Origin of the sequence: Erythrobacter ramosus (assembly GCF_009828055.1) — a bacterium.
GTDB classification, from domain to species: Bacteria; Pseudomonadota; Alphaproteobacteria; order Sphingomonadales; family Sphingomonadaceae; genus Erythrobacter; species Erythrobacter ramosus.
In genome coordinates this window covers 15907-39911 of sequence record NZ_WTYB01000005.1, presented here as the reverse complement: position 1 = coordinate 39911, position 24005 = coordinate 15907, and the positions used below count along the sequence as shown (strand labels likewise).

At 62.7% G+C, this 24005-nt stretch carries 20 protein-coding genes; 7 read left to right on the top strand and 13 right to left on the bottom strand.

Annotation, left to right across the window (positions count from 1 at the left end; all coding sequences use genetic code 11):
* Window positions 1-33 precede the first annotated feature (33 nt).
* From GRI59_RS15090 to GRI59_RS15045, 11 genes are all read right to left on the bottom strand, one after another.
* On the bottom strand, window positions 34-483 hold the full coding sequence (locus GRI59_RS15090; RefSeq protein WP_160762082.1) for a ferritin-like domain-containing protein: 450 nt from the start codon (window positions 481-483) through the stop codon (window positions 34-36).
* A gap of 54 nt (window positions 484-537) precedes the next feature.
* Complete coding sequence (locus tag GRI59_RS15085) at window positions 538-864, bottom strand: hypothetical protein (RefSeq protein ID WP_160762081.1); 327 nt, start codon at window positions 862-864, stop codon at window positions 538-540.
* 53 nt (window positions 865-917) lie between these two features.
* On the bottom strand, window positions 918-1100 hold the full coding sequence (locus GRI59_RS15080) for a CsbD family protein (protein ID WP_160762080.1): 183 nt from the start codon (window positions 1098-1100) through the stop codon (window positions 918-920).
* Between the two features lie 54 nt (window positions 1101-1154).
* Window positions 1155-1319, bottom strand: a complete 165-nt coding sequence (locus tag GRI59_RS15695; protein WP_183363777.1) for a Thivi_2564 family membrane protein — start codon at window positions 1317-1319, stop codon at window positions 1155-1157.
* A gap of 49 nt (window positions 1320-1368) precedes the next feature.
* The gene (locus GRI59_RS15965; protein WP_160762079.1) at window positions 1369-1515 is read right to left on the bottom strand and encodes a lmo0937 family membrane protein; all 147 of its coding nucleotides are present in this window, start codon (window positions 1513-1515) and stop codon (window positions 1369-1371) included.
* Between the two features lie 41 nt (window positions 1516-1556).
* Complete coding sequence (locus GRI59_RS15070; RefSeq protein ID WP_183363776.1) at window positions 1557-1964, bottom strand: glycine zipper 2TM domain-containing protein; 408 nt, start codon at window positions 1962-1964, stop codon at window positions 1557-1559.
* A gap of 157 nt (window positions 1965-2121) precedes the next feature.
* Entirely contained in the window at window positions 2122-2859 is a 738-nt protein-coding gene (locus tag GRI59_RS15065; RefSeq protein ID WP_160762078.1) for a helix-turn-helix domain-containing protein, read from the bottom strand.
* Between the two features lie 143 nt (window positions 2860-3002).
* The gene (locus GRI59_RS15060; protein ID WP_160762077.1) at window positions 3003-7385 is read right to left on the bottom strand and encodes a chemotaxis protein CheB; all 4383 of its coding nucleotides are present in this window, start codon (window positions 7383-7385) and stop codon (window positions 3003-3005) included.
* Window positions 7386-7752: 367 nt separating this feature from the next.
* Window positions 7753-8385 (bottom strand): tyrosine-type recombinase/integrase, encoded by a 633-nt coding sequence (locus GRI59_RS15055; RefSeq protein WP_160762076.1) that lies wholly within the window; start codon window positions 8383-8385, stop codon window positions 7753-7755.
* Between the two features lie 326 nt (window positions 8386-8711).
* Window positions 8712-10409 (bottom strand): amidohydrolase family protein, encoded by a 1698-nt coding sequence (locus tag GRI59_RS15050; RefSeq protein WP_160762075.1) that lies wholly within the window; start codon window positions 10407-10409, stop codon window positions 8712-8714.
* 363 nt (window positions 10410-10772) lie between these two features.
* Entirely contained in the window at window positions 10773-14072 is a 3300-nt protein-coding gene (locus GRI59_RS15045) for a S41 family peptidase (protein WP_160762074.1), read from the bottom strand.
* A gap of 232 nt (window positions 14073-14304) precedes the next feature.
* Between GRI59_RS15045 and GRI59_RS15040 the strand changes: the two genes are divergently transcribed.
* Window positions 14305-16152 (top strand): DUF885 domain-containing protein, encoded by a 1848-nt coding sequence (locus GRI59_RS15040; protein ID WP_160762073.1) that lies wholly within the window; start codon window positions 14305-14307, stop codon window positions 16150-16152.
* A gap of 132 nt (window positions 16153-16284) precedes the next feature.
* On the opposite strand, the gene GRI59_RS15035 is transcribed toward GRI59_RS15040, so the two are convergent.
* Entirely contained in the window at window positions 16285-17943 is a 1659-nt protein-coding gene (locus GRI59_RS15035; protein WP_160762072.1) for an NAD(P)/FAD-dependent oxidoreductase, read from the bottom strand.
* Between the two features lie 119 nt (window positions 17944-18062).
* On the opposite strand from GRI59_RS15035, the gene GRI59_RS15030 reads away from it, so the two are divergent.
* From GRI59_RS15030 to asd, 3 genes are all read left to right on the top strand, one after another.
* Window positions 18063-18770, top strand: coding sequence for an alpha/beta hydrolase (locus GRI59_RS15030; RefSeq protein ID WP_202391050.1), 708 nt, complete (start codon window positions 18063-18065; stop codon window positions 18768-18770).
* Window positions 18771-18876: 106 nt separating this feature from the next.
* Complete coding sequence (locus tag GRI59_RS15025) at window positions 18877-19629, top strand: SDR family oxidoreductase (RefSeq protein WP_160762071.1); 753 nt, start codon at window positions 18877-18879, stop codon at window positions 19627-19629.
* A 44-nt stretch (window positions 19630-19673) separates the two neighbouring features.
* Window positions 19674-20522, top strand: coding sequence for an archaetidylserine decarboxylase (gene asd / locus GRI59_RS15020; RefSeq protein WP_160762070.1), 849 nt, complete (start codon window positions 19674-19676; stop codon window positions 20520-20522).
* Between the two features lies 1 nt (window position 20523).
* Here the strand turns inward: asd and GRI59_RS15015 are convergent, their stop codons facing one another.
* A complete protein-coding gene (locus GRI59_RS15015; protein WP_237440880.1) occupies window positions 20524-20967 on the bottom strand; it encodes a TlpA family protein disulfide reductase in 444 nt (147 codons plus the stop codon).
* A 154-nt stretch (window positions 20968-21121) separates the two neighbouring features.
* Here GRI59_RS15015 and argH point away from each other — a divergent pair, with 154 nt between their 5' ends.
* From argH to lysA, 3 genes are read left to right on the top strand one after another with little or no spacing between them, the layout of a single operon-like run.
* Window positions 21122-22498, top strand: a complete 1377-nt coding sequence (argH, locus tag GRI59_RS15010) for an argininosuccinate lyase (protein ID WP_160762090.1) — start codon at window positions 21122-21124, stop codon at window positions 22496-22498.
* Window positions 22498-22734 carry a hypothetical protein gene (locus GRI59_RS15005; protein ID WP_419866808.1) on the top strand — a complete coding sequence of 79 codons (237 nt, stop codon included), beginning with the start codon at window positions 22498-22500 and terminating at the stop codon, window positions 22732-22734. The genes argH and GRI59_RS15005 overlap by 1 nt, the downstream gene beginning before the upstream one ends.
* An 11-nt stretch (window positions 22735-22745) precedes the next feature.
* Window positions 22746-24005 (top strand): diaminopimelate decarboxylase, encoded by a 1260-nt coding sequence (gene lysA / locus GRI59_RS15000; protein WP_160762068.1) that lies wholly within the window; start codon window positions 22746-22748, stop codon window positions 24003-24005.

Sequence of the window (24005 nt, the reverse complement as noted above, 5' to 3'; positions counted from 1 at the left end):
GGACAAGCCGCCATCTGGCGCACGGCAGAAACGTCACGTCATCGAATGCTTCAGGTCGCGCATCTCGTCATGGCCCTGCTTGATCGAGACAAAGCATTCGCGGATCGTATGCATCACCTGCGGGGAGATATTAGAGTCCGCGATTGCGTCTTCGAACTTGGCCTTGATGTGGTCTTCGCCCTCTTCAACCTCAGCGATAATCGCCTTTTCATCCCGCCCGGTGACGACGGATTTGAGGTTCATGAACATCCTGTGCGCTCCGCCCAGCACAGTGCCATTGTCATCCGGCTTGCCGCCCAGCCGGATCACTTCGGTGCACAGTGTTCTGGCCGCGGCCTCACGCTCAACCGAACGGGCGGTGAACATGGCGATGAAGCGTTGGTTGTCCGAGTTCTCGGCAGCTTCGGTGTAGCCATTTATGCTGTCATACGTCGTGGCGATCAGATCGTTCAGCGTTGATATGTCGTGCGATGTTTCGGACATGAAGGTCTCCTGTCCCGAAAGGGTGGGTGAAGCGCGCAGCCAATGCCGCGCGCCTTATTGTGCGGCGTGCTTGCTCTTGCGGCTGACTGCCATCATGCCCATCACCGCAACCACTGCGGTCAGCGCTGCTGCCAGCGATGCCAGCGGATGGGCCTCCACCTCGTGCTTGGCATAATGCGCGGCGTCCTTGGCGGCATCGACCGCATGGGCGCGCAGGCTTTCAGCCAGCTTGGTGATCTCGGTGCTCGCCGTGGCAAGCACTGCGCTGGCTTCCTCGGTGAACTCATGGGTGCCGGAGGCAGCGGCTTTCAAGGCATCAGCAGCGGTATCGACGCTGTCCTGGAAGTGGCCGGTCATAGTGTCGGTGAGGGTATTGGACATCAGGTTGTTCCTTGGTTCTGCCGCCGAGTTACGGGCGGGGAAAGGCAGGCAGATCAGATCTTGTCGCCAAGCGCGCCCTTGACCGAGCCGGCGACATTTTGGGCCTTGCCCTTGGCTTGCTGGGCCATGCCCTTGGCGACCAGTTCGGGGTTGTCGGTCGCACGGCCAGCGGCGGCCTTGGTCTTGCCGATCGCTTCGTTGGCGGCGCCCTTGGCCTTGTCCTTGAATTCACCCATGTTACGTCTCCTTGAATGGTCGCAGAAGAGTTCTGCATCAGTATTAGTAAGTTATCACAGAAGTCCGAAGGTTCTCACGAGCCAAAGAATGACTGCAATCACCACGACAATGTTGAGAATGCTTTTAATCTTGCCGTCCATCGGTAGATAATTGTTGATGAGGTAAAGAATGACCCCAACAACGACCAAGGTGATGATTAGGCTAACCAGCGGTGTCATAGTGAATTCCTTGCTTCACGATTGATCTGGAATTCTGATGCGAGCCGCGTCACGCACTCTTTGCGGTCATGAATTCCACGACAAAAATGAAGAGCGCGATGATCAACAGCAGGTGAATCAGGCCGCCCAGCATGATGAAAGTGGCCAGCCCGGCCAGCCACAGCAGGACGAGGATCGCGATGACTTTGTAAAGCACTGATCCCCTCCCTGTTTGCGCTGCTGCCGGTGCTGATCTGCCTAGCGGCAGCGGACATCGCGGCCGCGGTCGATCGCACGGCCAGCCACGCCACCGCCGATCGCACCGAGGATCGTGCCGACCAGTTCCGAACCGCCGGGTGCGATGACATTGCCCAGTGCGCCGCCAGCGACCGCGCCGACGATCAACCCGGTCGTGCCGTCGGAGCGGCGGCAGTAATAGCGTCCGTCCTGTCCGCGATAGACGCGCTCGTTGCGCTTGAGTGCGCGTTCGCGATAGCGGCGGGTATCGTCGCGGTGGTAGCGGTCCGCATAGTAATTTCCGTAAGCGGGATCGGGCCGGTCATAGTCATAGCGCGACCAGTCGGAGCGATAGTCGGGATCTTGAGGCCCGGTGACACAACCCGCCAGCAATCCTGCCGAAACAATTCCTAATGCCAATTTGAACATGACTCACCTTTACCAAAGAGCGAGCGTCCGGACGGGCATCAGGGACTGACCTTCCGTCCAGACGCTCTAGTCGGGGTCGAGATAAACCATTGGACGCATTCTCACGGCTTGCTCAGCCTCGGAATCTACGCAGGCTCGAAAGGGAGACGGCTGCGTGTCAGTTCAAGGCATGCTGCCGCGCGACTGCGGGTGCGTGATCGAGATAGCCGGGATCAAAAGAGGCGCTGGCTTTCAGGAACGGCAGATCGAGGATTTCGATGCTCTGTGACTTCAGCGTGATCAGACGGTCCTGCCGTAACCGTTGAAGTTTCCGGTTTACGTGCACAGGCGTAAGGCCGAGCGCATCGGCAAGATCGCTTTGTGTGAGCGGCAGGGAGAAGGAGTTGGGCTTGTGCTGTTCGACCTGAAGCATCCTGTGTTGCAGTTCACATAACAGATGGGCGAGCCGTGCGATGGCATTGCGCCTGCCAAGGCTGACAAGCCATACGCTCGCAATGGCATATTCGACAGCCGCATAGACCTGCATGGCGTTGGCAATCCCGGGTCGCTCCACCATGAGGTCGTGCAAGTCGCGGCGAGAAATTAGGGCAATCCGGCACGCGGACAGGGCGACGATTTCCTCACTCGCAAAGGGCGTTACGTGCCGGCTCGAGTAAGCAAAATCGCCCGGAAGCAACAGGCCGGTAATCTGGCGTTGCCCGTTCGATAGAAGCTGACATCTCGCTGCCCAACCCTCCAGCACAGCGGGGAAAAACTCCACCGGTTCGCCCGCGCGGCACACGACTCCCCGTGCCTCGACAGTAATGGACTTGCGGATGAGGCGCCTAAACGCGGTTTGATCGGCTGCCTCCAGAGGCGCCAATCTGCACAATCGCATCAGGAATTGGTTTTCCACGGCATAAGCCCCTGTCATTGCGCCGAGTTGCTACCTTAAGCCCTCGGACGAATGCCGGAATGGAACCATTCCTAACTAATGTTCAGACTCGGAAACTACGCAGTCGGGAACATTCCGCCTGCGGCAGCCACGCGCGATCGGGATTAGGCGGGCGTGACCAAAAGCACCGCACGGACAAGGTCGGGGATCGTGCGCACGCCCAGCTTGTGCATGATCTGCGCACGGTGGCTTTCAACGGTGCGCTGCGAAATCCCGAGATCTGCGGCGATATTCTTGCTCGGGTCGCCTGCCATGACCATGTCGAGAACGTCCTTTTGCCGCGCCGTCAGGGTGGTCAGTTTCTGGGCAATGGCATCGCCCGCTGCGTCCCTGTTGCGCCCTGAGGACGCACCAGCGACGGCGCGTTCGATGCTGTCGATCAATTCTCGGCGACTGACGGGCCGCTCGATGAAATCGCTCGCCCCCGAGCGCATGGCCTGCACCGCCATGGCAATGTCCCCGGTGCCGGTGATGAGCACGGCGGGCAAGTCGTCACCTGCCTTGCGCAGCATTTCGATCAGAGCGATCCCGCTCATGCCTGGCAGGTTGGTGTCGACGATCAGACACCGGTCGGTGCCAGCGGTGTCGGCCTCAAGAAACGCTTCGGCGCTCGGATAGGTGGTGACCTGCCAGTTTTCATGTCCGAGCACGCTCAGCATCGTTTTGCGCATGTCCGGGTTGTCTTCAAGAATGCAGATCAACCTTGTCGGGCAGGATGTGACGGGGGTATTATCGGCGCGTCCATCCGGCGTCACCTTGCGGATCGCGGCATGCAGCTTGGCGGCGGTGACCGGCTTGTTCAGCAGCAGACAATCGGCCAGCTCGATCTCGGCCAAGGCATCTTTTGAGATATCGCCGGTCAGCACAATCCCGGGAAGATGCTGCTTGAACATGGCCCGCAAGTTGTTCAGCACGACGACGCCGTTCATGCCGCCGGGCAGGTTGTAGTCGGTCAACACCAGATCAGGCAGGATCGCGCCTTCGCTGGCCAGCGCCAGTGCGGCGGGCCCGTCTCTGGCGGAGATTACGGTATGACCAGCCTCGGTCAGCAGCGTTTCCAGCGTCTCACGCACACCGGCATCGTCCTCCACCAGCGCAATGGTGCATCCGGTTGTCGGGCCGGACTGTGCAAGCTTAGCCACCGGCTGCGCCTTGTGCTCGCCCGTGGCCGCATGCGGAATGGTCACCGCAAACACCGAGCCCTTGTCCGGACGTGATTGCACCGCGACAGCATGGCCGAGCAGCAAACCGAGTTCCCGCACAATCGTCAGACCCAGTCCGAACCCGCGCCCGTTTGCCCATGCAGGGTTATCGACCTGGTAGAACTCATCGAAGATCGGGCCGAGCTGGTCCGCCGTAATCCCGATCCCGGTATCCCACACCTCGATCCGCTTCATCGCGCCGGGATGGCGGCACCCCAGCAAAATGCGCCCGCCGGGCGGCGTGTATTTGATGGCATTTGCCAGCAGATTGCGCAGCATCGCTTCCAGCAGGCGCGCATCGCTCAGCACGGCGGCGGTGCTTGGTATCACGCGCAACTCGAGGGCTTGTGCTGCGGCCAATGGCGCGAACTCTTCGCGCAAGCGTTCGAACAGGTCGGCAAGGGTAAAGGACGCAGTGCTCACTTCGAGCACGCCCGATTCGATCTGGTTGATATCGAGCAGGGAATTCAGCATCCCCGTCATTGCATCCAGCAGCAGGCCAAACCGCGCGATCTGTTCCTGTGCCTTGGGATCATCAACGCTTTGGCGCAGCATGTCCTGAATCAGCGACAGCGATTGCAGCGGCTGGCGAAGGTCATGGCTTGCCACCGCCAGGAACCGCGATTTGCCGCGGTTGGACTGTTCCGCCGCGCGCCGCGCCTCGTCCAGCGCGGCTGCCGTCCGGCGACGTTCGGTGATGTCGATAAAGGTGATAACCACGCCCTCAACCCGGTCATCATGCGTGCGGTAGGGGAAGATGCGGCGCACGAACCATGTTCCGCCCGGCCCGCCGATTTCACGGTCTATCGTTGTGTGCTGGAGCAGGACGATCCGGGCGTCGGCCAACAGATCATCGTCATCGGCCAGCGATTGCAGGTCTGCCAGCGGACGGCCGATATCGCCGGGGATGACGCTGAAGAAGGACTTGGTGGCCGGCGTGAAAAACCGAATGCGCAGTTTCTGATCAAGGAACAGCGTTGCGACATTGGTGCTGTAGAGGATGTTCTGCAAATCGTCCGACGCGATCCGTTGCCGGTCGAGGGTTTCCTGAAGCTGGCTGTTGAGCGCGATCAGCTCCTCGTTCAGCGATTGCAGTTCCTCCTTGGATGTCAGCAGCTCTTCATTGGTGGACTGAAACTCCTCGTTGACCGAGAGGGCTTCGTCATTGATCGCCTTCTGTTCGAGCACCAGCGTATCGCGGCTCTGGATCGCCGACAGCAGGTCAGCATGGGCGACTTCAAGCTGCCGCTCGAGTGCGCGCATCTGCCCTTCATTATCGTGCTGGGGTGGCAGAGCGACGGACGCAGTCTGCGGCGCCTGTTCAATGAAGCTGACCAGATGCAGCGGCTCACCATCGCTTTCGACAAAGCGCACCATGATGGTGAAGAACACCGCCGCGCCGTCGGCGGTGGCTTCGCACAGGCCAGTCGAAATGAGCGGCCGCTCACGATCCGCGCGCGAGATCGCAAAGCGCAAGGTGCCGCGTAGCTCCTCCGGTGCCAGCGCCAGCAGATCGAGCGTCGGCGGGCCGGAGGCAAGGCGCAGATAACGGCTCACGGCGCCAACCGAATAGATGCAGTGGCGCTGGGCATTGATCAGCAGGCTGGCCGGTGCAAAATTGTCCAGCACGGTATCGCGGCAGAGTTTTGCGAGCGCCGCCTGCCGGGTCAGCTGTGCCTTGCTCTCGTGGCCGGTCAGCCGGGGAATGTTTTCGACAAAGCTGAGCGGAAAGCCCGGCTCGCCCGGCTTGCTTCGCGCGATGTGGCGATAGATCCGCTCGGCCTTGTGCAGTACCGCAAACCGTTCCGAGACATTGCCTGGCGTCTCGGCCATGCCTAACATCAGCACGCCATTTTCGCGCAAGGCGAAATGGAACAGGCCAATCACCTTGGCCTGCGCGTCGGGCTTGAAATAAATCAGCAGGTTGCGGCAGGATACCAGATCCATCCGCGAAAACGGCGGGTCGTTCAGCACATCCTGCACAGTAAACACCACCGATCCGCGCAAGGCCTGCGTGACGCGGTAGCCGCCATCCTCCTCGACGAAGTAGCGGGCCAATCGTTCGGCAGGCACTTCATCCTTGATGGAGCGCGAATAGAGCCCCTCGCGCGCGACTGCGATGGCTTGGGCATCAATGTCAGACGCGAACACTTGCAGCTTGATATCGCGCCGCGCGGCAAGGATGGCGTCGCGCATGATGATCGCCAGCGAGTAGGCTTCTTCGCCGGTGCTGCAACCTGCCACCCAAATCCGCAGCGCCTGATTGGCAGCGAGATTGTCGAGCAGATCGGGGATCACCTCGCGTTCCAGCAGCTCGAACACCGTAGGATCGCGAAAGAAGCTGGTGACATTGATCAGCAAATCTTCGGCCAAAGCGAGGCATTCTGCCTGATTGCGGCTCAGCTCGTCATGATACCGCGCCAATGCGCCCGCGGGCAGGCCGCGTAGGCCCATCCGGCGGTGAATGCGCCGCTCCAGCGTGCCGCGCTTGTAGGCACTGAAGTCCTGCCCGACCTTCTCTTGCAGCAGTGCGATGATGGTTTGGATGTCGGTCGCATTATAGTCTTCGGGCCGCATCGTGCGGGATGCAGCCGCAGCCGCTTTCTGCTGACCGATAGCCGCCAGCCGCGCGGGGATCTGCGCGAGCGGAACCACCGCATGGGCGAGCCCGGTCTGCACCGCACTGCGCGGCATCCCGTCGTGCTCAGCCTCGTCCGGGTCTTGCACAATGATATGACCGCCGCTTGCGTGCAGCGAGCCCAGCGCGTTGCTACCGTCAGTGCCGGTGCCTGAAAGGATGACCGCGACCGACCGCGCGCCGCATTCCTCGGCCAGCGACCGGATCAGGAAATCGATCGGCATGCGTGCGTGGTCGCCCGTCAGCGGGCGCGTCAGATGAAGCACGCCGAAGCGGATCGCCAGAAAATGGCCCGGAGGGCAAATGTAGATCGCGTCTGGCTCCATACCCATGCCTTCGGTAGCCTCGACGATGGGCATGTCGGTGTGGGTCGAGAGCAGTTCGGCTAGCTGACTGGGGTGGTGGGGATCGAGATGCTGAACCAGCAGGAACGCCATCCCGGTATCGGCCGGCATCGCATCAAGCAGCCGCGCCATCGCATCCAGCCCGCCCGCTGAAGCTCCTATGGCTACCACCGTAATGGGAGATTGAGCCGATCCTCCGGGTTTTGTCGCTGCCGCGGCCGGGCGTCGATCTGCCTTCCCGGTGTGCAAAACCTCCCCGACGAGCCTGTCGCCACCTGCTTGAGGAGGGCTGCTGTTCGGCATCAGGGTGAACGTCTAGCATCAATGCGGCGAGCCAGCACCATTCAAAGCGACCGGCGCCACGTGCCAATGGCGCCAGCTTGGCGCGACAGCGGATCTGACCAACGGGCCTGAAAGCATCTATTTCAACGGTTCCCTTTTACCGGATGCCGAACTGCCCTCCAACACCAGAACGGCCGATCTTGCATTTGGCCGGAGCATGGCGGCTGAAGCGATCAAGGCTACAGGCAGATCCGTCGGACGTTCAAATGACCGACATGGGGACGGTTTGAGAATTTCCGCTTTCGGCAAAGGAGCTTAGAATAGCCGCTATCCATAGCGCGAGCAGAGTAGTGTCGGCTCCCCGCCGGTAAAGCGAGGAGCCCGTTGTTCAAATTTCGGTGTTCTCGGCGAGGGCAAGCGCATCTTCTACGTCGATCCCGAGGTAGCGCACCGTATTCTCGATCTTGCTGTGGCCGAGAAGAATTTGGACGCCACGGAGGTTGCCGGTCGCCCTGTAGATGATCGACGCCTTGGTTCGCCGAAGTGAGTGGGTGCCATATTCGCTTCGCACCAAGCCAACTCCGGTCACCCATTCATCAACAAGCCGAGCGTATTGGCGAGTGCTAAGGTGACCGTTGTGATCGACCCGGCTTGGAAAGACATAATCATCCACCGTGCCACCTCGGCGATTAAGCCACGCCAACAGACTAGCTCTGGCGTCCGGCAGAAGTTCGAACTGAACAGGACGGGCTGTCTTCTGCTGCATCACGATTGCGCGCGATCGGATCTGCCCGCCGCTGACGATGTCGCCAATCTTCATCCGCACAAGGTCGCAGCCACGCAATTTGCTATCAATTGCGAGGTCGAACAATGCGCGATCACGCAAGCGGCGGCGTTCGTTGAGAAAAAAGCGGATCTCCCATGTCTGCTTCGGTTTGAGCGCGCGCTTGGCGCCAACACTCCTTCCCGCGTTCCAGACCGGGCGCTTGGTGGCAGTCGTTTCGGTTTCGGGCATCTCCATGATCATTCTCCAGTGACCACAATGGTCATCTGAAGAATGTCTGTCGGCCTGAAGATTAGAAAATGCTGCCGCTCTGACCGACCAGTTGCAGGCTTCGCCAGTGCCAGCCTCGCTGCTTCCCGAACCGCTGGTTTCGGCGTAGTCGGTCGTTCCGGTATGCGTCACCGCATGGCAGTTTTGTCCCACTTCGTTCCCTTCCGGGCAACTGGCTGCAGTCGACCCACAGCTGGCCGTTTCCGATCGTCGAAAGGAGTAGCGGCTTTTGGCAAAGCACGACATTCCAAGAATAGAGCCGGAGGTGCAGGCCAGAGATGAACTCGGCGTAACTATTCTTGCACTGTGGCTGGGTTGGGGACCGCTGGTCCCGGCAGCCCGAGGCGCGCCTTTTCGGACGCCACCATTTCGGTCACTTCCGCCAACAGCTTCTTGGCGTCGTAAACGATGCCATCCTTGATCGTGTAGCTGACGCCGCCCACCAGCTCTTGCTTGTTCGTCTCCGGGTTCAACCGCAGATGCCCGGTGCCGTAGAGCGTCCTGAGGTTGGCGAGCGGGTTCTCCTTCACGATCACCAGGTCCGCGAGCATGCCGGGCCGCACCACGCCGAACTGGGCTGCCTTGCCCGAGGGCCTGGCAAGTTCGTCCGCGCTCCACATCGTCGCCGCGCGCAGAATCTCCGGCGGGGTGAAGCCCGCCTCGCGGAACAGCTCGAGCTCCTCGACATAGGCAAAGCCGTAGGTCTTAAAGATGAAGCCGGAATCGGTGCCGACCGTCACTCGCCCGCCCATGTTCTTGTAATCGTTCATCAGCCGGAAGAAGTTGGAATAGAACTTTTTCCAGGCGTATTCATGTTCGGTCGTCCAGTCGTAGAAGTAGGACCCATGGTTATCGCGCGTGGATTGGAAGAAGCTCCACAGCTGCGGGGTCGTGTACCTGTTGTTCCAATCGGCGTTGCGGGCGCGCATCAGATCGCGTGAGGCGGCGTAGATGTTAAACGTTGGATTGAAGACAACGCCGTTGGCCTTCTGATGGCGCAGGTATTCGGTCCATTCAGGTGAACCCGGCGGGTAGGTCTCGTCCCATATCTCGGCAATGTCGCCAAAGCGCTGCTGCTCATCGAAGTAGTTATAGTCAGACGGCAGATCCTGGATCGTCGCATCCTTGAGCAGTGCCTCGTGATGGCCGTAGAAATGCGTAACGGTGTCGAGATGCGCATCGCCAGCGTCGCGCGCGTTGAAGCTGGCTACCCCAGTCTGCGAAAGATGGGCGATCGTGCCCATGCCATTCTTGTGCGCCTCGTCGATCGCGGCGGCGATGATTGCGGGCGTTTCCGAAGGGCGGTTGAAGAACTTGATCCCGTCGATGTTGTGCGCGGCGGCCCAGCGCACCCAAAGCCGCGCCTTTTCCGGCGTGTCGACCGCGCCCCCCGTCCAGCCGGCACCCAGCGTCTGATAATTGAAGATCCGCGGGGCCGCGATCACGTTGGCGGCCGCGCGGTTCTTTTCCGAACTTGCAAAATCGGGCGGAGCGAGCGGTACGCCGCGCACGCTCGTCACGCCGTGCGCCAGCCATAGCTTGTAGGCGTAGCTGACGTCGGGTGCCTTGTCGGCCGCAGGCAGATGGACGTGTGTATCCACGAAGCCGGGCATCACGTACATGCCCGTGGCATCGATCTCATGCTCGGCGTCGCGCGGCTCGCGGTCCGCATTCATCGGCAGCCCGGGCCAGCCCGCCTGGTTGACCGCAACGATCCGGTTGCCCTCGATCACGATGTCGGTCGGCCCGCGCGGCGGCCCTCCTGTGCCGTCGATCAGCATGGCACCGCGGATCACCAGCTTGCGGAATGGGCCAAGGCTCTCGGTGGATGTGCGGGATGGGCCCTGCACAAATGTATCCGCTGACCCTTGCGTGGCACCTGCGGCCCCGCCGGCAAACCATTGGTCATGATCGTCCTGAGCCATCGCCATGCCCGTCAGCGCCGTCGTTGCAAGGATCAGTGCGGCTGCCGCTCGGAATGCCTGTTTCATCGGTGAAGCCTTTGGCTGTTGATCGCGGCAGAAGAGTGAACCCTGATTTGAATAAGCTCATACTCGGCTAGGTGTCTCTCGCTAACGCCTATCCTAGTCAAGCCTCCCATCCGTTCATGCTTCGAGGTTCAAGAGCTGAGGACTTGGACGAGACGAATTCTTCCCGCGTGCGGCTGCCCCCGACGCGTCATTCCGGGCTCACACACCAAGAACGTCCAGCTCTGGATCGATTTGGGGATTTCGGCCGATGGGATGCGGACCCCGAATAGCCGCCATTCGCTGCCCGAGTGCCCTAGAAATGATAACGTGCAATTGCTTTAACAGAGCCCGGGCGCAGGTTGAATTCAGCCTGCGCCCGATTGCTCACTTCCCGATTTCGGTCGGATAGGGAGGCGGCGGTTTGATGGGGGAGGATGCCCCTTCCAGCTGTTGCAAGACGCTCCCGATCGCTGCCTCAAGCTGGGTGTCCTGCCCCCGGTCGAGCGCGAGCGGATCAAGCTCGACCATGATATCAGGGGCGACGCCTTCGTTCTCGATCGTGAAGCGGCCCTGCGTGTCGTAAAACCGAAAATTCGGCACCGCCAGCCGCCCGCCGTCTATCAGGCCGGGATTGGCGCTGATACCGATCAGACCGCCCCACGTGCGGGTGCCTATCAACGTGCCAAGGCCGTTCTCGCGGAAGGCATAAGGCATCCAGTCCCCACCCGATCCTGCGTCCTGATCGATCAGCATCACCTTTGGGCCGTAGATCCCGCCGCCCGGCGTGGAATAGGTCAACCCTTCGCGGTCCTTCCAGCCTGCCAGCCATTTCCGGCCCAAAACGTCGATGATGTAGTTGGCCGCTTGCCCGCCGCCGTTCGAACGTTCGTCCAGGATCAACGCTTCCTTGTCGGTCTGCGCAAAATACATCCGGTTGAACAGAGTGAACCCGGCGTCGGCAGTGTTAGGCATGTAGACATAGGCAACGCGTCCGCCCGTTGCCTGATCGACCCGCCTGCGATTGTCCTCGATCCAGGCCCACAAGCGCAATGTGCCTTCGTTGGCGACAGGCTCAACCGTCGATGTGCGGCGCGGCCCATTGGGCGAGGCGGCAACGGTCAACGCAATCTGGCTGCCACGCGCGCCAGACAGCGCGGCGTAGATATTGTCACGCGAGGTCAGTTCCTTGCCGTCGATGGCGACGATATAGTCGCCCTGGTTCACATCGACGCCGGGTGCGGCTAGCGGGGCGGCAACGAACGGGTTCCACTGTTCGCCGTTGAAAATGCGCTTGATCCGATAGAGCCCGTTTTCCGCGACAATGTCGGCGCCCAGCAGTCCCGGCGCGGCTGCGCTGTTATCATACACCTGACCGCCGCCAACATAGTTGTGGCCGACACCCATCTCGCCCGTCATTTCGATCAGTAGCTCGTTGAGGTCTTCGCGCCGTCCGATATGCGCCAACAGCGGCTCAAACTTGGCGCGCACGCCGGCCCAATCCAGCCCGTGCAGGCCCGGATCGTAGAAATATTCCTTCTCCATCCGCCAGACGTCGCCGAAGATCTGTTTCCACTCGGCCATCGGATCGACATACAGCTTCGCTCCGGCGAGGCTCACCGGCTCAGGCTCCAATTTCTTGCCCGCATCGGCGGTTAGCAGGGTGTCGTCGTGCTTCATCAAAAGCAATTTTTCACCCTTGGCATCGGTGGTGACGGCGATGACGCCGTCGCCGACCTGCTCTGCCTTGCGTTCTTCGAAGTCGAACCGCATCAGCCTCGCACGTTCCTGCCCGCTGCCCGGGCCGGTGGCGACGCCAGGCTGAACACGCTCGATATAGAACAATGCGCCATCCTTGGCGGTGGCGAGGCTGGCATAGGCCGCTTCGGCTACGGGTAACGCAACGATGCGCCGTTCCAACCTGAAGGGATCGACCTTCGGGGCCGGATCCTTGGCCTTGGCGGTGTCGGCCTTGGTGTCCTTCTGGCCCTTGCCTTCCTTGCCTTCGGTGTCCGGCTTCTCCGCCTCTTCATTCGCGAGGATTGGAGCGAGCGGTGATTCTCCGTCAGCTTCAAGCACGGCGGCATAGATTCCCGCTCGGTACGGGCGATCCTGCGTCGTCATATCGAGCCCGGAATAGAACGAGCCAGCATTGGTCGACGCCGTAAAGAACAGCAATTTGCCATCCTTGGAAAATTGCGGCGAGCCGATGTCGGCAAAGCTGCTAGTCACCGGGTGACTACGGCGGGTGGCGAGGTCGTATAGGTTGAGCGCGGCGTTCTCGTTCGCCCCGCGGGTGGTGTAAGCTACCCAGTTGCCAGTGGGAGAAATGGTCGCGCCGAAATTGCCATTGCGACGCGGGCTGCTGGCGACCTGCCAATGGTTGCCTGTCGCCACTTCCAACGCATGCAGGGTCAACTTGTTGCTGGCAAAGATGATATGCTTGCCCGCGTTACCCCAGCCGACAAGTTCGTAAAAATGTTCCCCCAGCGGGATGCGGCGCACTGGTTCGATGCCGCTTTGATCCTCGATCATTAGAACCTGTCCGGCCCCGTCATCGGTGACATAGGCGAGCCTGGTGCCATCGTCCGACCAGATCGCGGAGTAGTCGCGGGTCGCGGCACTCTGCGAAATGTTGCGGACAGCGCCCTTATCGGTTGGGGCGGTGAAAACCTCACCGCGAGCAGTGACCGCGACCCGTGCGCCTGATGGGGAGAGCGCCGCGCTCGTCATTTGATCGCCAACCGGTTGCCAGCCTGCGCGGCGCGCAGGCAGGTCGGCGACGAGCCTGATGGGCAGGCGGCTCGACGTGCCGCTCGCCACGTCGAGCGTATGGAGAACGCCGCCAGCTTCATAGACGATCCGCCCGTTCTTGCCGGTGATATTGCGGATGTCCCAATCGCTTTCGCGGGTGATCTGAACGGTCTCACCGCTGGCCGGATCGTAGCTGAAGATATTGGCGCGGGTGTTCCAGCGGTCGGATAGGAAATAGAGCTTTCCGCCCATCCAGATTGGATCGAATTCGCTGGTGCGATCGCCGGGGATGGTGGCCGACGTGCCAGCACCGAAATCGATCAGCTGGAGCGACGGAGTGCGGCCGCCGCGATAGCCGCGCCAACCATTGACGCCGCCGCCGGTCAGCACGGCATTGCCCGATGTCCAAGGCACATTGGCAAAGACGCGCCCGCTTTCGTCGTAGCTACCCGCCGCTACCGCAGCTTCGGACACCTTCGTCGGCAGGCTGCCATCCAGCCCGACATGGTAGAGCTGGCCCGACCGGCCCGAGCGCCGCTCACGCGCGCTGACCATCGCCACCGTCTTGCCGCCGGGTGCCCAGTCGACTGCAGTATCTTCGCCCGGATGCCAGGTCAGCCGTTGCGGTTCGCCCCCGCGCACATCAATCACAAACACATCGGCATTGCCGTCGTAATTGGCGGTGTAGGCAATTTTGGTACCATCGGGCGAAATGATCGGATCACGTTCATCGGCGAGGTGCGACGTCAGCCGAACAGGGTTGCTGCCATCAGGCGCCGCGATCCAGATATCCCCGGCATAAACAAACGCGAGCGCATTGTCCGACAGCGCCGGATCGCGCAGCAGCTTAGTTTCGGTCTCTTGCGCCTGCGCAATTGGTGCAGCGAGCGCGCTTGTGGCGAGCAAGGCAGCGGCGATCCAGCGGTGTTTCATGTTGTTCCCCCTCCTGCGGATAACAGGCTGCACCCAGCCTAGCGCCAACCTTGCCAAGCAAAATGCCGCTGGTCGAGCCTGAGTACACTTTGGGCGAATGCCAAACCGCCAGGTCCCCGCTCTCCGTCACCTGTTATGCTCGGCACCAAAGCCCCTTCACCCGCTTGGTAATGCCCGCTACGCCAAGCAGCCATTACCTTCGATCAATCATCGGCCAGCGACAGGAACCCAGATGAAGCGCACATTTTCTTGCAGCCTTGCCACTGTTATCGCCGCGCTGATGCTGCCGAGCGCGGCCGCATTGGCGCAGGATGGTGCCGCCACTGTCGCTGCTCCGGACGCAGATTTCGCGCAGGAAGATGCCCGCCTGACCGCGTTTCTCGATGCGGAATTTGCCGAGTGGCTAACGTTGCAGCCGCAGCTTGCCACCCGATTGGGGATTCAGGATGGCGGAGATCGCTGGAATGACAATGGTGATGCGGCGGCCAGTGCCCAGGTCGCTTGGCGCGAAGCCAGCGTGGCCAAGATGCGCAGCGCATTTGACCGCGCCCGGCTGTCGCCCGAAGCGCAGGTCAATTTCGACATCTGGGTGCTTGAGGCCGAGCGCGCGGCTCTCTCGCAGACCGGGCGCATTTATCGCCCACCGTTTTATTCGCGGCTGTATTCTGCGCACAGTCAATTGCCCGACTTTCTGGTCAACACACACACGGTCGCAGAACGAACCGATCTGACAAATTACATCGCCCGGCTGCGCGGCATTCCGGCAGTGCTTGATGTCGCCATCGAACGCACCAAGGCGAGCGAGGCGGCGGGCATTCGTGTACCGCGCTTCCAGATCGAAACCATCATCGCAGGAAGCCGCCAGCTGATTTCCGGCGCGCCTTACGGGGACGGCCCGGACGCAGCGCTTTGGGCGGACGTCAAGGCCAAGGCCGAGGCTTTGGTCGACGCTGGCAAGCTCACGCGCGGCGATGCCGATACGCTGCTGGACGAGGCGCGCAGCGCGATTGTGGCCTTGCAACCAGCTTACCAGCGCGTGATCGCCTGGGCCGAAGCGAGCCTGCCCGATGCACCCAGCGGCCAGGTCGGGGCGATCACGCTACCGGGCGGCGCTGACTATTACGCCGCCGAGCTGAAGCTCAACACCACCACCGACCTGACCGCCGAACAGATCCACGCGATTGGCCGTTCGGAAGTGGCGCGGATTGAGGCGGAGCAGGATGCGCTAGCGCAGAGCGCGGGCTTTGCAGATCGGCACGCCTTTTACAACGAGCGCGCCCGGCTCTTCCCGCCGCGTCCTTATGACGATGCGGCGCGCGCCGAATATCTCGCCACAGCCAATGCCTTCGTCACCAAGACCCGCACCTTGCTCGAACCCTATTTCGGCACCTTGCCCGCCTATGGCATCGAGGTGGTGCGCGAACCGGCCTTTTCGGAAGTGGCAGGCGGTGCAGCCCATGCCTCGGCTCCAAGCCCAGATGGTTTGCGCCCGGCGCGCACCTATGTCCATCTTGTCGGCAACACGCCCGACCCCGCAGCGATGTTCACGCTGATGTGTCACGAGGCAATCCCCGGCCACAACATGCAGGGCGACATTCAGGTGCGCCAGAGCGGCGGGCCCAAGTTCCGCTCGGTCACCGGCTATGTCGCGTTCGGCGAGGGTTGGGGCCTCTATGCCGAGGCCATGTGCAAGGAAATGGGCGCTTTCCCCGACATTGCTGCCGATTTCATGCGGCTGGATGCCGAACTGTTTCGCGCGGCACGGCTGGTGGTCGATACTGGCATCCACGCTCTCGGCTGGACCGAGGATGAAGCGGTGGAATACATGAACATCACGGGCCGCCAGCCGCTTCAAAGGTCGCGGTCGGAGGTGCGCCGCTACATTACGCTGCCCGGACAGGCCACCGGCTACAAGATCGGCATGATCAAGATCATCGAGCAGCGGCGCAAGGCTGAGGCCGCGCTAGGTGCGAAGTTCGATCTAAGGGGCTTCCACGACCTATTGATTGCTTCGGGTTCGCAGCCTTTGTCGATCCTTGAACGCCGCGTGGATGAGTGGATCGCCCGCCTTTCGATGTGATTGCAGGCCGGTGCCTCAGAGCAATTTCTCGCTCCGGGACATTGTCAGATTTTGGCCCATTTGCGGTCAGTGTTCAGAACACGTCGGTGAAAGTTGGATGTCCGGTTTGACTGATCCAGACTTCAGCGCTTCTTACGGGGCGGGGGCGCTTTCGTGACTGCTGCGTGCTTGGGCAGCGCCGAGGCTTAATGCCACTGCTTCGGCAATCTTGATTCCATCCACCGCTGCAGACAGAATTCCTCCGGCATAGCCTGCCCCCTCGCCAGCAGGAAATAGCCCCGCCGTGTTCAGGCTCTGGAAGTCCTTGCCGCGGGTGAACCGGATCGGTGAGGACGTGCGGGTTTCGACGCCGGTCATCAGCACGTCGGGGTGATCGTAACCTGGGATCTGGCGGCCGAAGATGGGCAGGGCCTCACGCATCGCGGTCACCGCGTAGTCGGGCAGGCATTGCGCCAGATCCGTCAGATGCACGCCGGGCTTGTAGGATGGCGTGACCGAACCGAGCGCTTCGGAGGGGCGCCCTGCAAGAAAATCGCCCAGCCTCTGGGCCGGGGCCTTGTAGCTCGACCCGCCAGCCACATAGGCCAACGACTCCCAATGACGTTGCAGCGCGATCCCTGCCAGCGGATCACCGGGGAAGTCGCGCTCCGGATCAATCGCGACGACGAGGCCAGAGTTCGCGTTGCGCTCGTTGCGCGAATATTGGCTCATGCCGTTGGTGGCGACGCGGCCTTCCTCGGAGGTCGCAGCGACCACGGTGCCGCCCGGGCACATGCAGAAGCTGTAGACCGTCCGATCATTCTTGCAGTGGTGCGAGATGTGATACTCGGCCGCGCCGAGGATCTTGTTGCCAGCGTCGATACCGAACCGCGATTTGTCGATCCACGATTGTGGGTGTTCGATCCTGACCCCGATCGAAAACGGCTTGGCCTCGACATAGACCCCGGCGGCATGGAGCATCGCAAACGTGTCGCGCGCACTATGGCCGATGGCGAGCACGACATGATCGGCCTCCAGATACTCCCCTGTGCTCAGATGGACGCCGCGCACTCGGCGGTCCCCTTGGGCATCGGTCGTGATGTCGATGCCATCGACCCGGTTCGAAAAGCGGTATTCACCGCCCAGTGCCTCGATGCTTTTGCGCATGCTCTCGACCATCGTCACCAGCCGGAAGGTGCCGATGTGAGGATGCGCTTCGGTGAGGATCTCGGACGGCGCTCCGGCTTTCACGAATTCGGTCAGAACCTTGCGGTCGCGATTGTTGGGGTCCTTGATCCGGCTGTAGAGCTTGCCATCAGAAAAAGTGCCCGCCCCGCCCTCGCCGAACTGGGCGTTCGACTCCGGGTTGAGAACCCCCTGCCGCCACAGCCCCCAAGTGTCCTTGGTCCGCTCGCGAACCACTTTCCCCCGGTCAAGGATGATCGGGCGGAACCCCATCTGGGCAAGGATCAAGCCGGCAAAAAGCCCGCATGGCCCGGCGCCGATGACGACGGGCCGCTTGGACGTGCCGCCTTCGGGTGCTGTGGCCACCAGATGGTAACGCGGGTCCGGGGTGAGCAGGACCTTGCGATCCTTGCGAAAGCGCTGGAGCACCGCCGCCTCGTTCTTCACATTCACGTCGACCGAATAGACCAACTGGATGTTGTTCTTGTCGCGCGCATCATGGCCGCGGCGCGCGACGACAAAGCGGACCAGATCGCGCGGGGTAATCCTCAGCCGCTTGCAGATGGCCGCAGGTAAGGCCTCGTCCGGATGATGGAGCGGCAGGGTCAGTTCGGTAATGCGCAGCATAGCGCAGCATTAGAGAGGGATAGCGCGGAATGCCAATCGCTGATGCGCAGGGTCGTTAAATCCGCTTGGCATCTCCATCTATCCACTGCGCCTGAAACACAGGTGTTCGGCCAAGCATTTTGGCCATAAGCAAGCGGCCTTCTTCACCAAGAGAGACCAATTCATTGTCGAAAATTGTCAATGGCGCCAGCCTCAAGCCACGATCCGGAGCGCGGCCCAGGAAGATCGTTCTGCTGCTTCACGGCTTCGGTTCGAGCGGAACCGACATGATTGCGCTCGCACCGCAATGGCAGGACGCGCTTCCCGATACACTGTTCCTCGCACCCCACGCGCCTCAGCGGTGCGGGATGATGGGGACTGGCTATCAGTGGTGGGGGCTGTCCGGATTTGCGCCATCGGCTCTGGCAGCGGGCGCAGCATCAGCGGCTCCGGCGATCGACGCCTTCATCGACCGCAAGCTGGCAGAATATGAACTAACCGAGGCGGACCTGGCGCTGGTCGGCTTTAGCCAAGGCACGATGATGGCGCTCCATATCGGGCTGCGCCGACCGCGGCCGGTCGCTGCTGTGGTCGGCTATTCGGGGATGCTCACCGCAACGACAGGGCTTGCGCACTCTGAATTCTCGAAGCCCCCGGTGCTGCTGATCCACGGAACGGCTGATCCGGTCGTACCGATCGCGGCGCTGCATATGGCGGAAAGTGAGCTCAAACGGCTGGGTGTCGAGGTCACGACGCACATTTCCTATGGGATACCTCACAGCGTTGATCCTGTTGGTTTGCGCCTTGGGAGGGATTTTGTGGCTAACGCTTTTGAACGCTTGTCTTGACGGCTTTCGCGGGCTGACATCACCCCCCACCTCGCCCATACTGTCAGGCGCGCACCGCAGAAAATGCTGCCAAGCTGCGCGCAAATCACTGTTACGGAGAACGGCCATGGATCTGCAACTCGACGGCAAGACCGCCCTGGTGCTCGGCGCGAGCAAGGGGTTGGGGCGCGCCATTGCCGTGTCGCTGGCCGATGAAGGCGCGGATGTCATCACCGTCGCGCGCTCGGCGGATGGGCCGCACGGGCTTGCTCACATTGTCGCCGATCTCGATGATCCCGCTGCCCCCGCCCAGATCATCGCCCGCGTGCGCGATACGGGCAAGCCGGTCGATATCCTCGTGCTCAACGCAGGCGGCCCGCCCACCGGGGCGGCGGCGACCACTACCCCGGGCGACTTTGCCGCCGTATTGGACCGGATGTTCAATGCCCAGCTGAAGCTCGCTCAGGCGTTTCTGCCTGAGATGCGGGCGCGCGGGTTCGGACGGATTCTCGCGGTCGCCTCGACCAGCCTGATCACCCCGATCCCCGGCTTGGTGCTGTCCAACGCGGTTAGGGCGATGCTGGCATCGTGGTGCAAAACGCTCGCGGCCGAAGTCGCGGCGGAGGGTGTGACGGTCAACCTGCTGCTTCCCGGCCAGATTGCGACAGACCGGCTCACCAGCCTCCACGGCGCGATGGCGGCGGGGAGCGGGATGAGCCACGAACAGATCACCGCCCGCTCGATCGCGGCAATCCCGGCCGGGCGGCTAGGTCGGCCCGAGGAGTTTGGCGACATGGCCGCCTTCCTCGCCTCCCCGCGCGCCAGCTTCATCACCGGCTGCGCGATCAAGGTCGATGGCGGGCAAACCGCAACACTCTAGCCGCATCGCTTGCGCCGCCCGCCGCAGGCCGGTAGCGCGGGGCCATGTCCTCTGCCTTCTTCGCGCTCCAGCATATCCTGCCGCAACACGCGCTGTCCCGCTTCGCCGGGAGCCTTGCCGCGAGCGAGACGCCGTGGCTGCGTGACCGGCTGATCCGCCGCTTTGTTGCGGCCTACGGCGTCGACCTCAGCGAAGCGGCGCGCGGGATCGGGGAGTTTGCGAGCTTCAATGACTTCTTCACGCGGGAGTTGAAGCCCGGCGCACGGCCGCTGGCGGATAGCGCGACATTTATCCTCTCACCTGCCGATGGCGCTGTCAGCCAGCTTGGCCCGATCAGCGACGGGCGGATCATTCAGGCGAAGGGGCGCGATTACTCGGTCGCGGAAATCCTCGGCTGCTCCGCCGCAGAGGCCGCGCGGTTCGAGGGCGGGCGGTTCATGACCATTTACCTCAGCCCCAAGGATTACCACCGCGTCCACATGCCGGCCGCAGGGACCTTGCAGGCGACCAGCTATATTCCGGGCGACCTCTACTCGGTCAATGTCGCCACCGCCGCCGGGGTGGACCGCCTGTTCGCGCGGAATGAGCGGCTTTCGTGCCGGTTTGACGGGCCGGACGGGCATTTCGCCAGCGTCATGGTCGGCGCGATGATCGTCGCCGGGATCGACACGGTGTGGCCGAACACCTTTCACACCCATGCCTCAGCCCCCGTGCACGAGGACTTCACCAGCAAAGCCCACAGCTTCGCCGCCGGGGACGAGATGGGGCGCTTCTACTTGGGCTCAACCGTGGTGCTGTTGTTCGAGCCCGGACGGGTGGAATGGCTCGACGGCCTAAAGCCCGGCGATCCCCTGCGCATGGGTCAAGCCATAGCGCAGCGGTTGAGCGCCTGACCTACTTCGCGGCTAAGCTCTCGCGAATCAGCGCCGCCGCCTCGGGGCTGTCCCACTCGTAACCGCCCGCCACCCGCAGCACTTCCTTGCCGCTGGCGTCGAACAGGATCGTCAGCGGCAGCGCGCCTTCGGGGGTGAACTGCGCCGACAGCGCGGTTTCGGGATCGAGCCACGGTTCGAGCCGCGTCAGCCCCGTCCGCGCAAAGAACGGCGTCACCACCTCGGCCCCGCGCAGGTCTTGGCTGACGGTGATCACGCGCACTTCGCCATCCAGCTCTGCGGCCAGCGCGTCGAGCTGCGGCATTTCCTTGACGCAGGGCGCGCACCAGGTCGCCCACAGGTTGAGCAGCACTGGCCCGTCCTGCGCGCCCAGATCAAGGCTCTTGCCCGCCGGATCGACGACCGCAATCGCCGGAATGGGCGTTCCGGCAAACTGGCGCGTCATCAGACCTGTCGGAGACTTGGCCGCTTCGCCCTGCGCAACCGGTTGCGCCGGGGCCTCGGCAGCCCTATCGCATCCCGCCAGCAGCAGGAGCGGTAGTGCCAGAATGAGCGACGAGCGGGACATGACAGGCTCCGATACGGGTGCGACCAACGCCATGTGGGGAGGACGCTTCGCGGACGGCCCTAGCGCGATCATGCGTGAAATCAATGCCTCGATCCCGTTCGACAAGGCGCTGTGGCGGCAGGATATCGCTGCCAGCAAAGCGCATGTGGCGATGCTGGGCGCAGCGGGCATTATCGCTGCCGACGATGCGCTGGTGATCGCCAATGGCCTCGATGCGGTCGCCGCCGAGTATGAAGCCAATGGCGTGCCCGAGGATTGGGACCGCGAAGACATCCATATGACCACCGAAGCGCGGCTGGCCGAGTTGATCGGGCCGGTTGCCGGACGGCTCCACACCGCGCGCAGCCGCAATGATCAGGTGGCGACCGACTTCCGCCTGTGGGTGCGCGATGCCGCTGCGCAGATGGACAAGGGGCTGGCGGCGCTCCAGCGCGCGCTCGTCACCCGCGCGGGGGAGCACGCGGGCAGCATCATGCCCGGCTTCACCCATTTGCAGACCGCGCAGCCGGTGACGCTGGGCCACCACCTGATGGCCTATTACGAGATGTTCCGGCGTGACCGGGCGCGGCTGGCCGACGCGCGGGTGCGGATGAACGAATGCCCGCTCGGCAGCGCAGCGCTGGCAGGAACCGGCTTTCCGATCGACCGAGAGGCAACGGCAAACGCGCTCGGCTTCGACCGGCCAACGGCAAACTCTCTCGACGCCGTGTCCGACCGCGATTTCGCGCTCGATTTCCTGTGGTGCTGCTCGTCCACTGCCCTGCACCTTTCGCGGCTGGCCGAAGAACTGATCCTGTGGGCGAGCCAGCCCTTCGGCTTCATCCGCCTGCCCGACAGCCTCTCAACCGGCTCGTCGATCATGCCGCAGAAGAAGAACCCCGATGCCGCCGAACTGGTGCGCGGGCATTCGGGCCGGGTGATCGGCAGCCTGACCAGCCTGATGATCACCATGAAGGGCCTGCCGCTGGCCTATTCCAAGGACATGCAGGACGACAAGCCGCCGGTGTTCGAGGCTGCCAGCCTTATGGCACTGAGCATCGCGGCGATGACCGGGATGATCGCGGGCGCCACCTTCAACACCGCCCGGATGCGCGCCGCGGCCGAACTCGGCTATGCCACCGCGACCGATCTGGCCGACTGGCTAGTGCGGGCGCGCGGCATTCCGTTCCGGGAGGCGCATCACATCACCGGGGCGGCGGTGAAACTGGCCGAACAGCGCGGCATTGCGCTCGACGCCCTGCCGCTCGATGACCTCAAGGCGATTGATGCGCGGATCGACGAAAGCGTCTATGCTGCGCTTTCGGTCGATGCCTCGGTCGCGGCGCGCGCGTCTTATGGCGGAACTGCGCCCGATCAGGTCCGTTTGCAGGTCGCCCGTGCGCGCGCTGCGCTGGGTATGGAGGAATGATGCGCAAGTTTGCCATATGGGGCCTTGCGGGCTTGCTGTCGGCCTGTGGCACCGTCTCGCCGCTGACCCCGCCCGAAGGCGCGACCCTGCCCGATGCGCCCTATGGCGCGCCCGACAAGCCGACCGCGCAGGAACTGCTCCGCCGCGATGCCCTCGCCGCGCCCGAACGCTCGGTCGAATTGCGCCGCCGCTCGGAGGAGCGCGAGGACGATCCCTTCGATCTGCCGCCTGAATAGAAGCGAAGACCATGGACCATTTTGCCTATCGTGACGGCGTGATGCACGCCGAAGATGTGCCGCTGCCGCTGATCGCCGAGACGGTCGGCACGCCGGTCTATGTCTATTCGCGCGCCACGCTGGAACGCCATGCGCGGGTGTTCCGTGAGGCGCTGGCGGATGTGCCGGACAAGCTGATCGCCTTTGCGGTGAAATCGAACCCGAACCTTGCCGTGCTCAAGGTGCTGGGCAAGCAGGGCATGGGCGCGGATGTGGTCTCCGTCGGTGAAATGCGCCGCGCGCTGGCGGCGGGGATCGCGCCGGAAATGATCGTGTTCTCGGGCGTCGGCAAGACCGCCGCCGAGATGGTCGCGGCGCTCGACGCCGGGATCGGCCAGTTCAATATCGAGAGCGAGGAAGAGGGCATCGAACTCGCCGCGATTGCCGCTGCCAAGGGCATGACCGCACAGTGCACGCTGCGGATCAATCCCGATGTCGATGCAGGCACGCATGACAAGATTTCGACCGGCAAGGCTGACAACAAGTTCGGCGTGCCGATCAGCGAGGCGGGTCAGATTTTCGGCGCGCTGGCAGGCTTGCCGGGCGTGAAACTGCGGGGCGTGGCGGTGCATATCGGCAGCCAGCTCGCTGATCTCGCACCGCTGGAGACCGCGTTCGAAAAGCTCGGCGCGCTGGTGCAGGCGCTGCGCGGGGCGGGCCATGTCATCACCCATGTCGATCTGGGCGGCGGGCTCGGCGTGCCGTACCGGGTGGGCGAAGTGCTCCCTCCGCCATCCGAATATGGCGCGATGGTGGCGCGGGTGACGCAGGGTTGGGGCGTGAAGCTGATCTTTGAACCCGGCCGCGTGATCGCAGGCAATGCTGGCGTGCTGCTGACCCGCGTGGTGCGGGTGAAGCGCGGGATCAATGATCCCTTCGTGATCGTCGATGCGGCGATGAACGATCTGGCGCGCCCGGCGCTCTACGGCGCCTATCACCACTTCGAAGCGGTCGAGCCCACGGGCGCGCAGATGACCGCCAATATCGTCGGCCCGATCTGCGAGACGGGGGACACCTTCGCGATGGGCCGGGACTGCGACAGGTTGGAAGCAGGCGACCTCGCCGTGTTCCGCACTGCGGGGGCTTACGGCGCGACCATGGCCTCGTCTTACAATTCGCGCGGGTTTGTGGCCGAAGTGCTGGTCGATGGCGACAAGTTCGCTGTGGTCGCCGACCGGATCGAAGCAGGCGCGATCATGGATGCTGAACGCGTGCCCGAATGGTTGGTGTGA

Coding starts and splice junctions, on each gene's coding strand:
- GRI59_RS15695 (WP_183363777.1), bottom strand. CDS start 1,319: ATGACACCGCTGGTTAGCCTAATCATCACCTTGGTCGTTGTTGGGGTC.
- argH (WP_160762090.1), top strand. CDS start 21,122: ATGTGGGGAGGACGCTTCGCGGACGGCCCTAGCGCGATCATGCGTGAA.
- lysA (WP_160762068.1), top strand. CDS start 22,746: ATGGACCATTTTGCCTATCGTGACGGCGTGATGCACGCCGAAGATGTG.
- GRI59_RS15090 (WP_160762082.1), bottom strand. CDS start 483: ATGTCCGAAACATCGCACGACATATCAACGCTGAACGATCTGATCGCC.
- GRI59_RS15080 (WP_160762080.1), bottom strand. CDS start 1,100: ATGGGTGAATTCAAGGACAAGGCCAAGGGCGCCGCCAACGAAGCGATC.
- GRI59_RS15050 (WP_160762075.1), bottom strand. CDS start 10,409: ATGAAACAGGCATTCCGAGCGGCAGCCGCACTGATCCTTGCAACGACG.
- asd (WP_160762070.1), top strand. CDS start 19,674: ATGTCCTCTGCCTTCTTCGCGCTCCAGCATATCCTGCCGCAACACGCG.
- GRI59_RS15040 (WP_160762073.1), top strand. CDS start 14,305: ATGAAGCGCACATTTTCTTGCAGCCTTGCCACTGTTATCGCCGCGCTG.
- GRI59_RS15070 (WP_183363776.1), bottom strand. CDS start 1,964: ATGTTCAAATTGGCATTAGGAATTGTTTCGGCAGGATTGCTGGCGGGT.
- GRI59_RS15015 (WP_237440880.1), bottom strand. CDS start 20,967: ATGACGCGCCAGTTTGCCGGAACGCCCATTCCGGCGATTGCGGTCGTC.
- GRI59_RS15045 (WP_160762074.1), bottom strand. CDS start 14,072: ATGAAACACCGCTGGATCGCCGCTGCCTTGCTCGCCACAAGCGCGCTC.
- GRI59_RS15060 (WP_160762077.1), bottom strand. CDS start 7,385: ATGCCGAACAGCAGCCCTCCTCAAGCAGGTGGCGACAGGCTCGTCGGG.
- GRI59_RS15005 (WP_419866808.1), top strand. CDS start 22,498: ATGCGCAAGTTTGCCATATGGGGCCTTGCGGGCTTGCTGTCGGCCTGT.
- GRI59_RS15085 (WP_160762081.1), bottom strand. CDS start 864: ATGTCCAATACCCTCACCGACACTATGACCGGCCACTTCCAGGACAGC.
- GRI59_RS15035 (WP_160762072.1), bottom strand. CDS start 17,943: ATGCTGCGCATTACCGAACTGACCCTGCCGCTCCATCATCCGGACGAG.
- GRI59_RS15025 (WP_160762071.1), top strand. CDS start 18,877: ATGGATCTGCAACTCGACGGCAAGACCGCCCTGGTGCTCGGCGCGAGC.
- GRI59_RS15055 (WP_160762076.1), bottom strand. CDS start 8,385: ATGGAGATGCCCGAAACCGAAACGACTGCCACCAAGCGCCCGGTCTGG.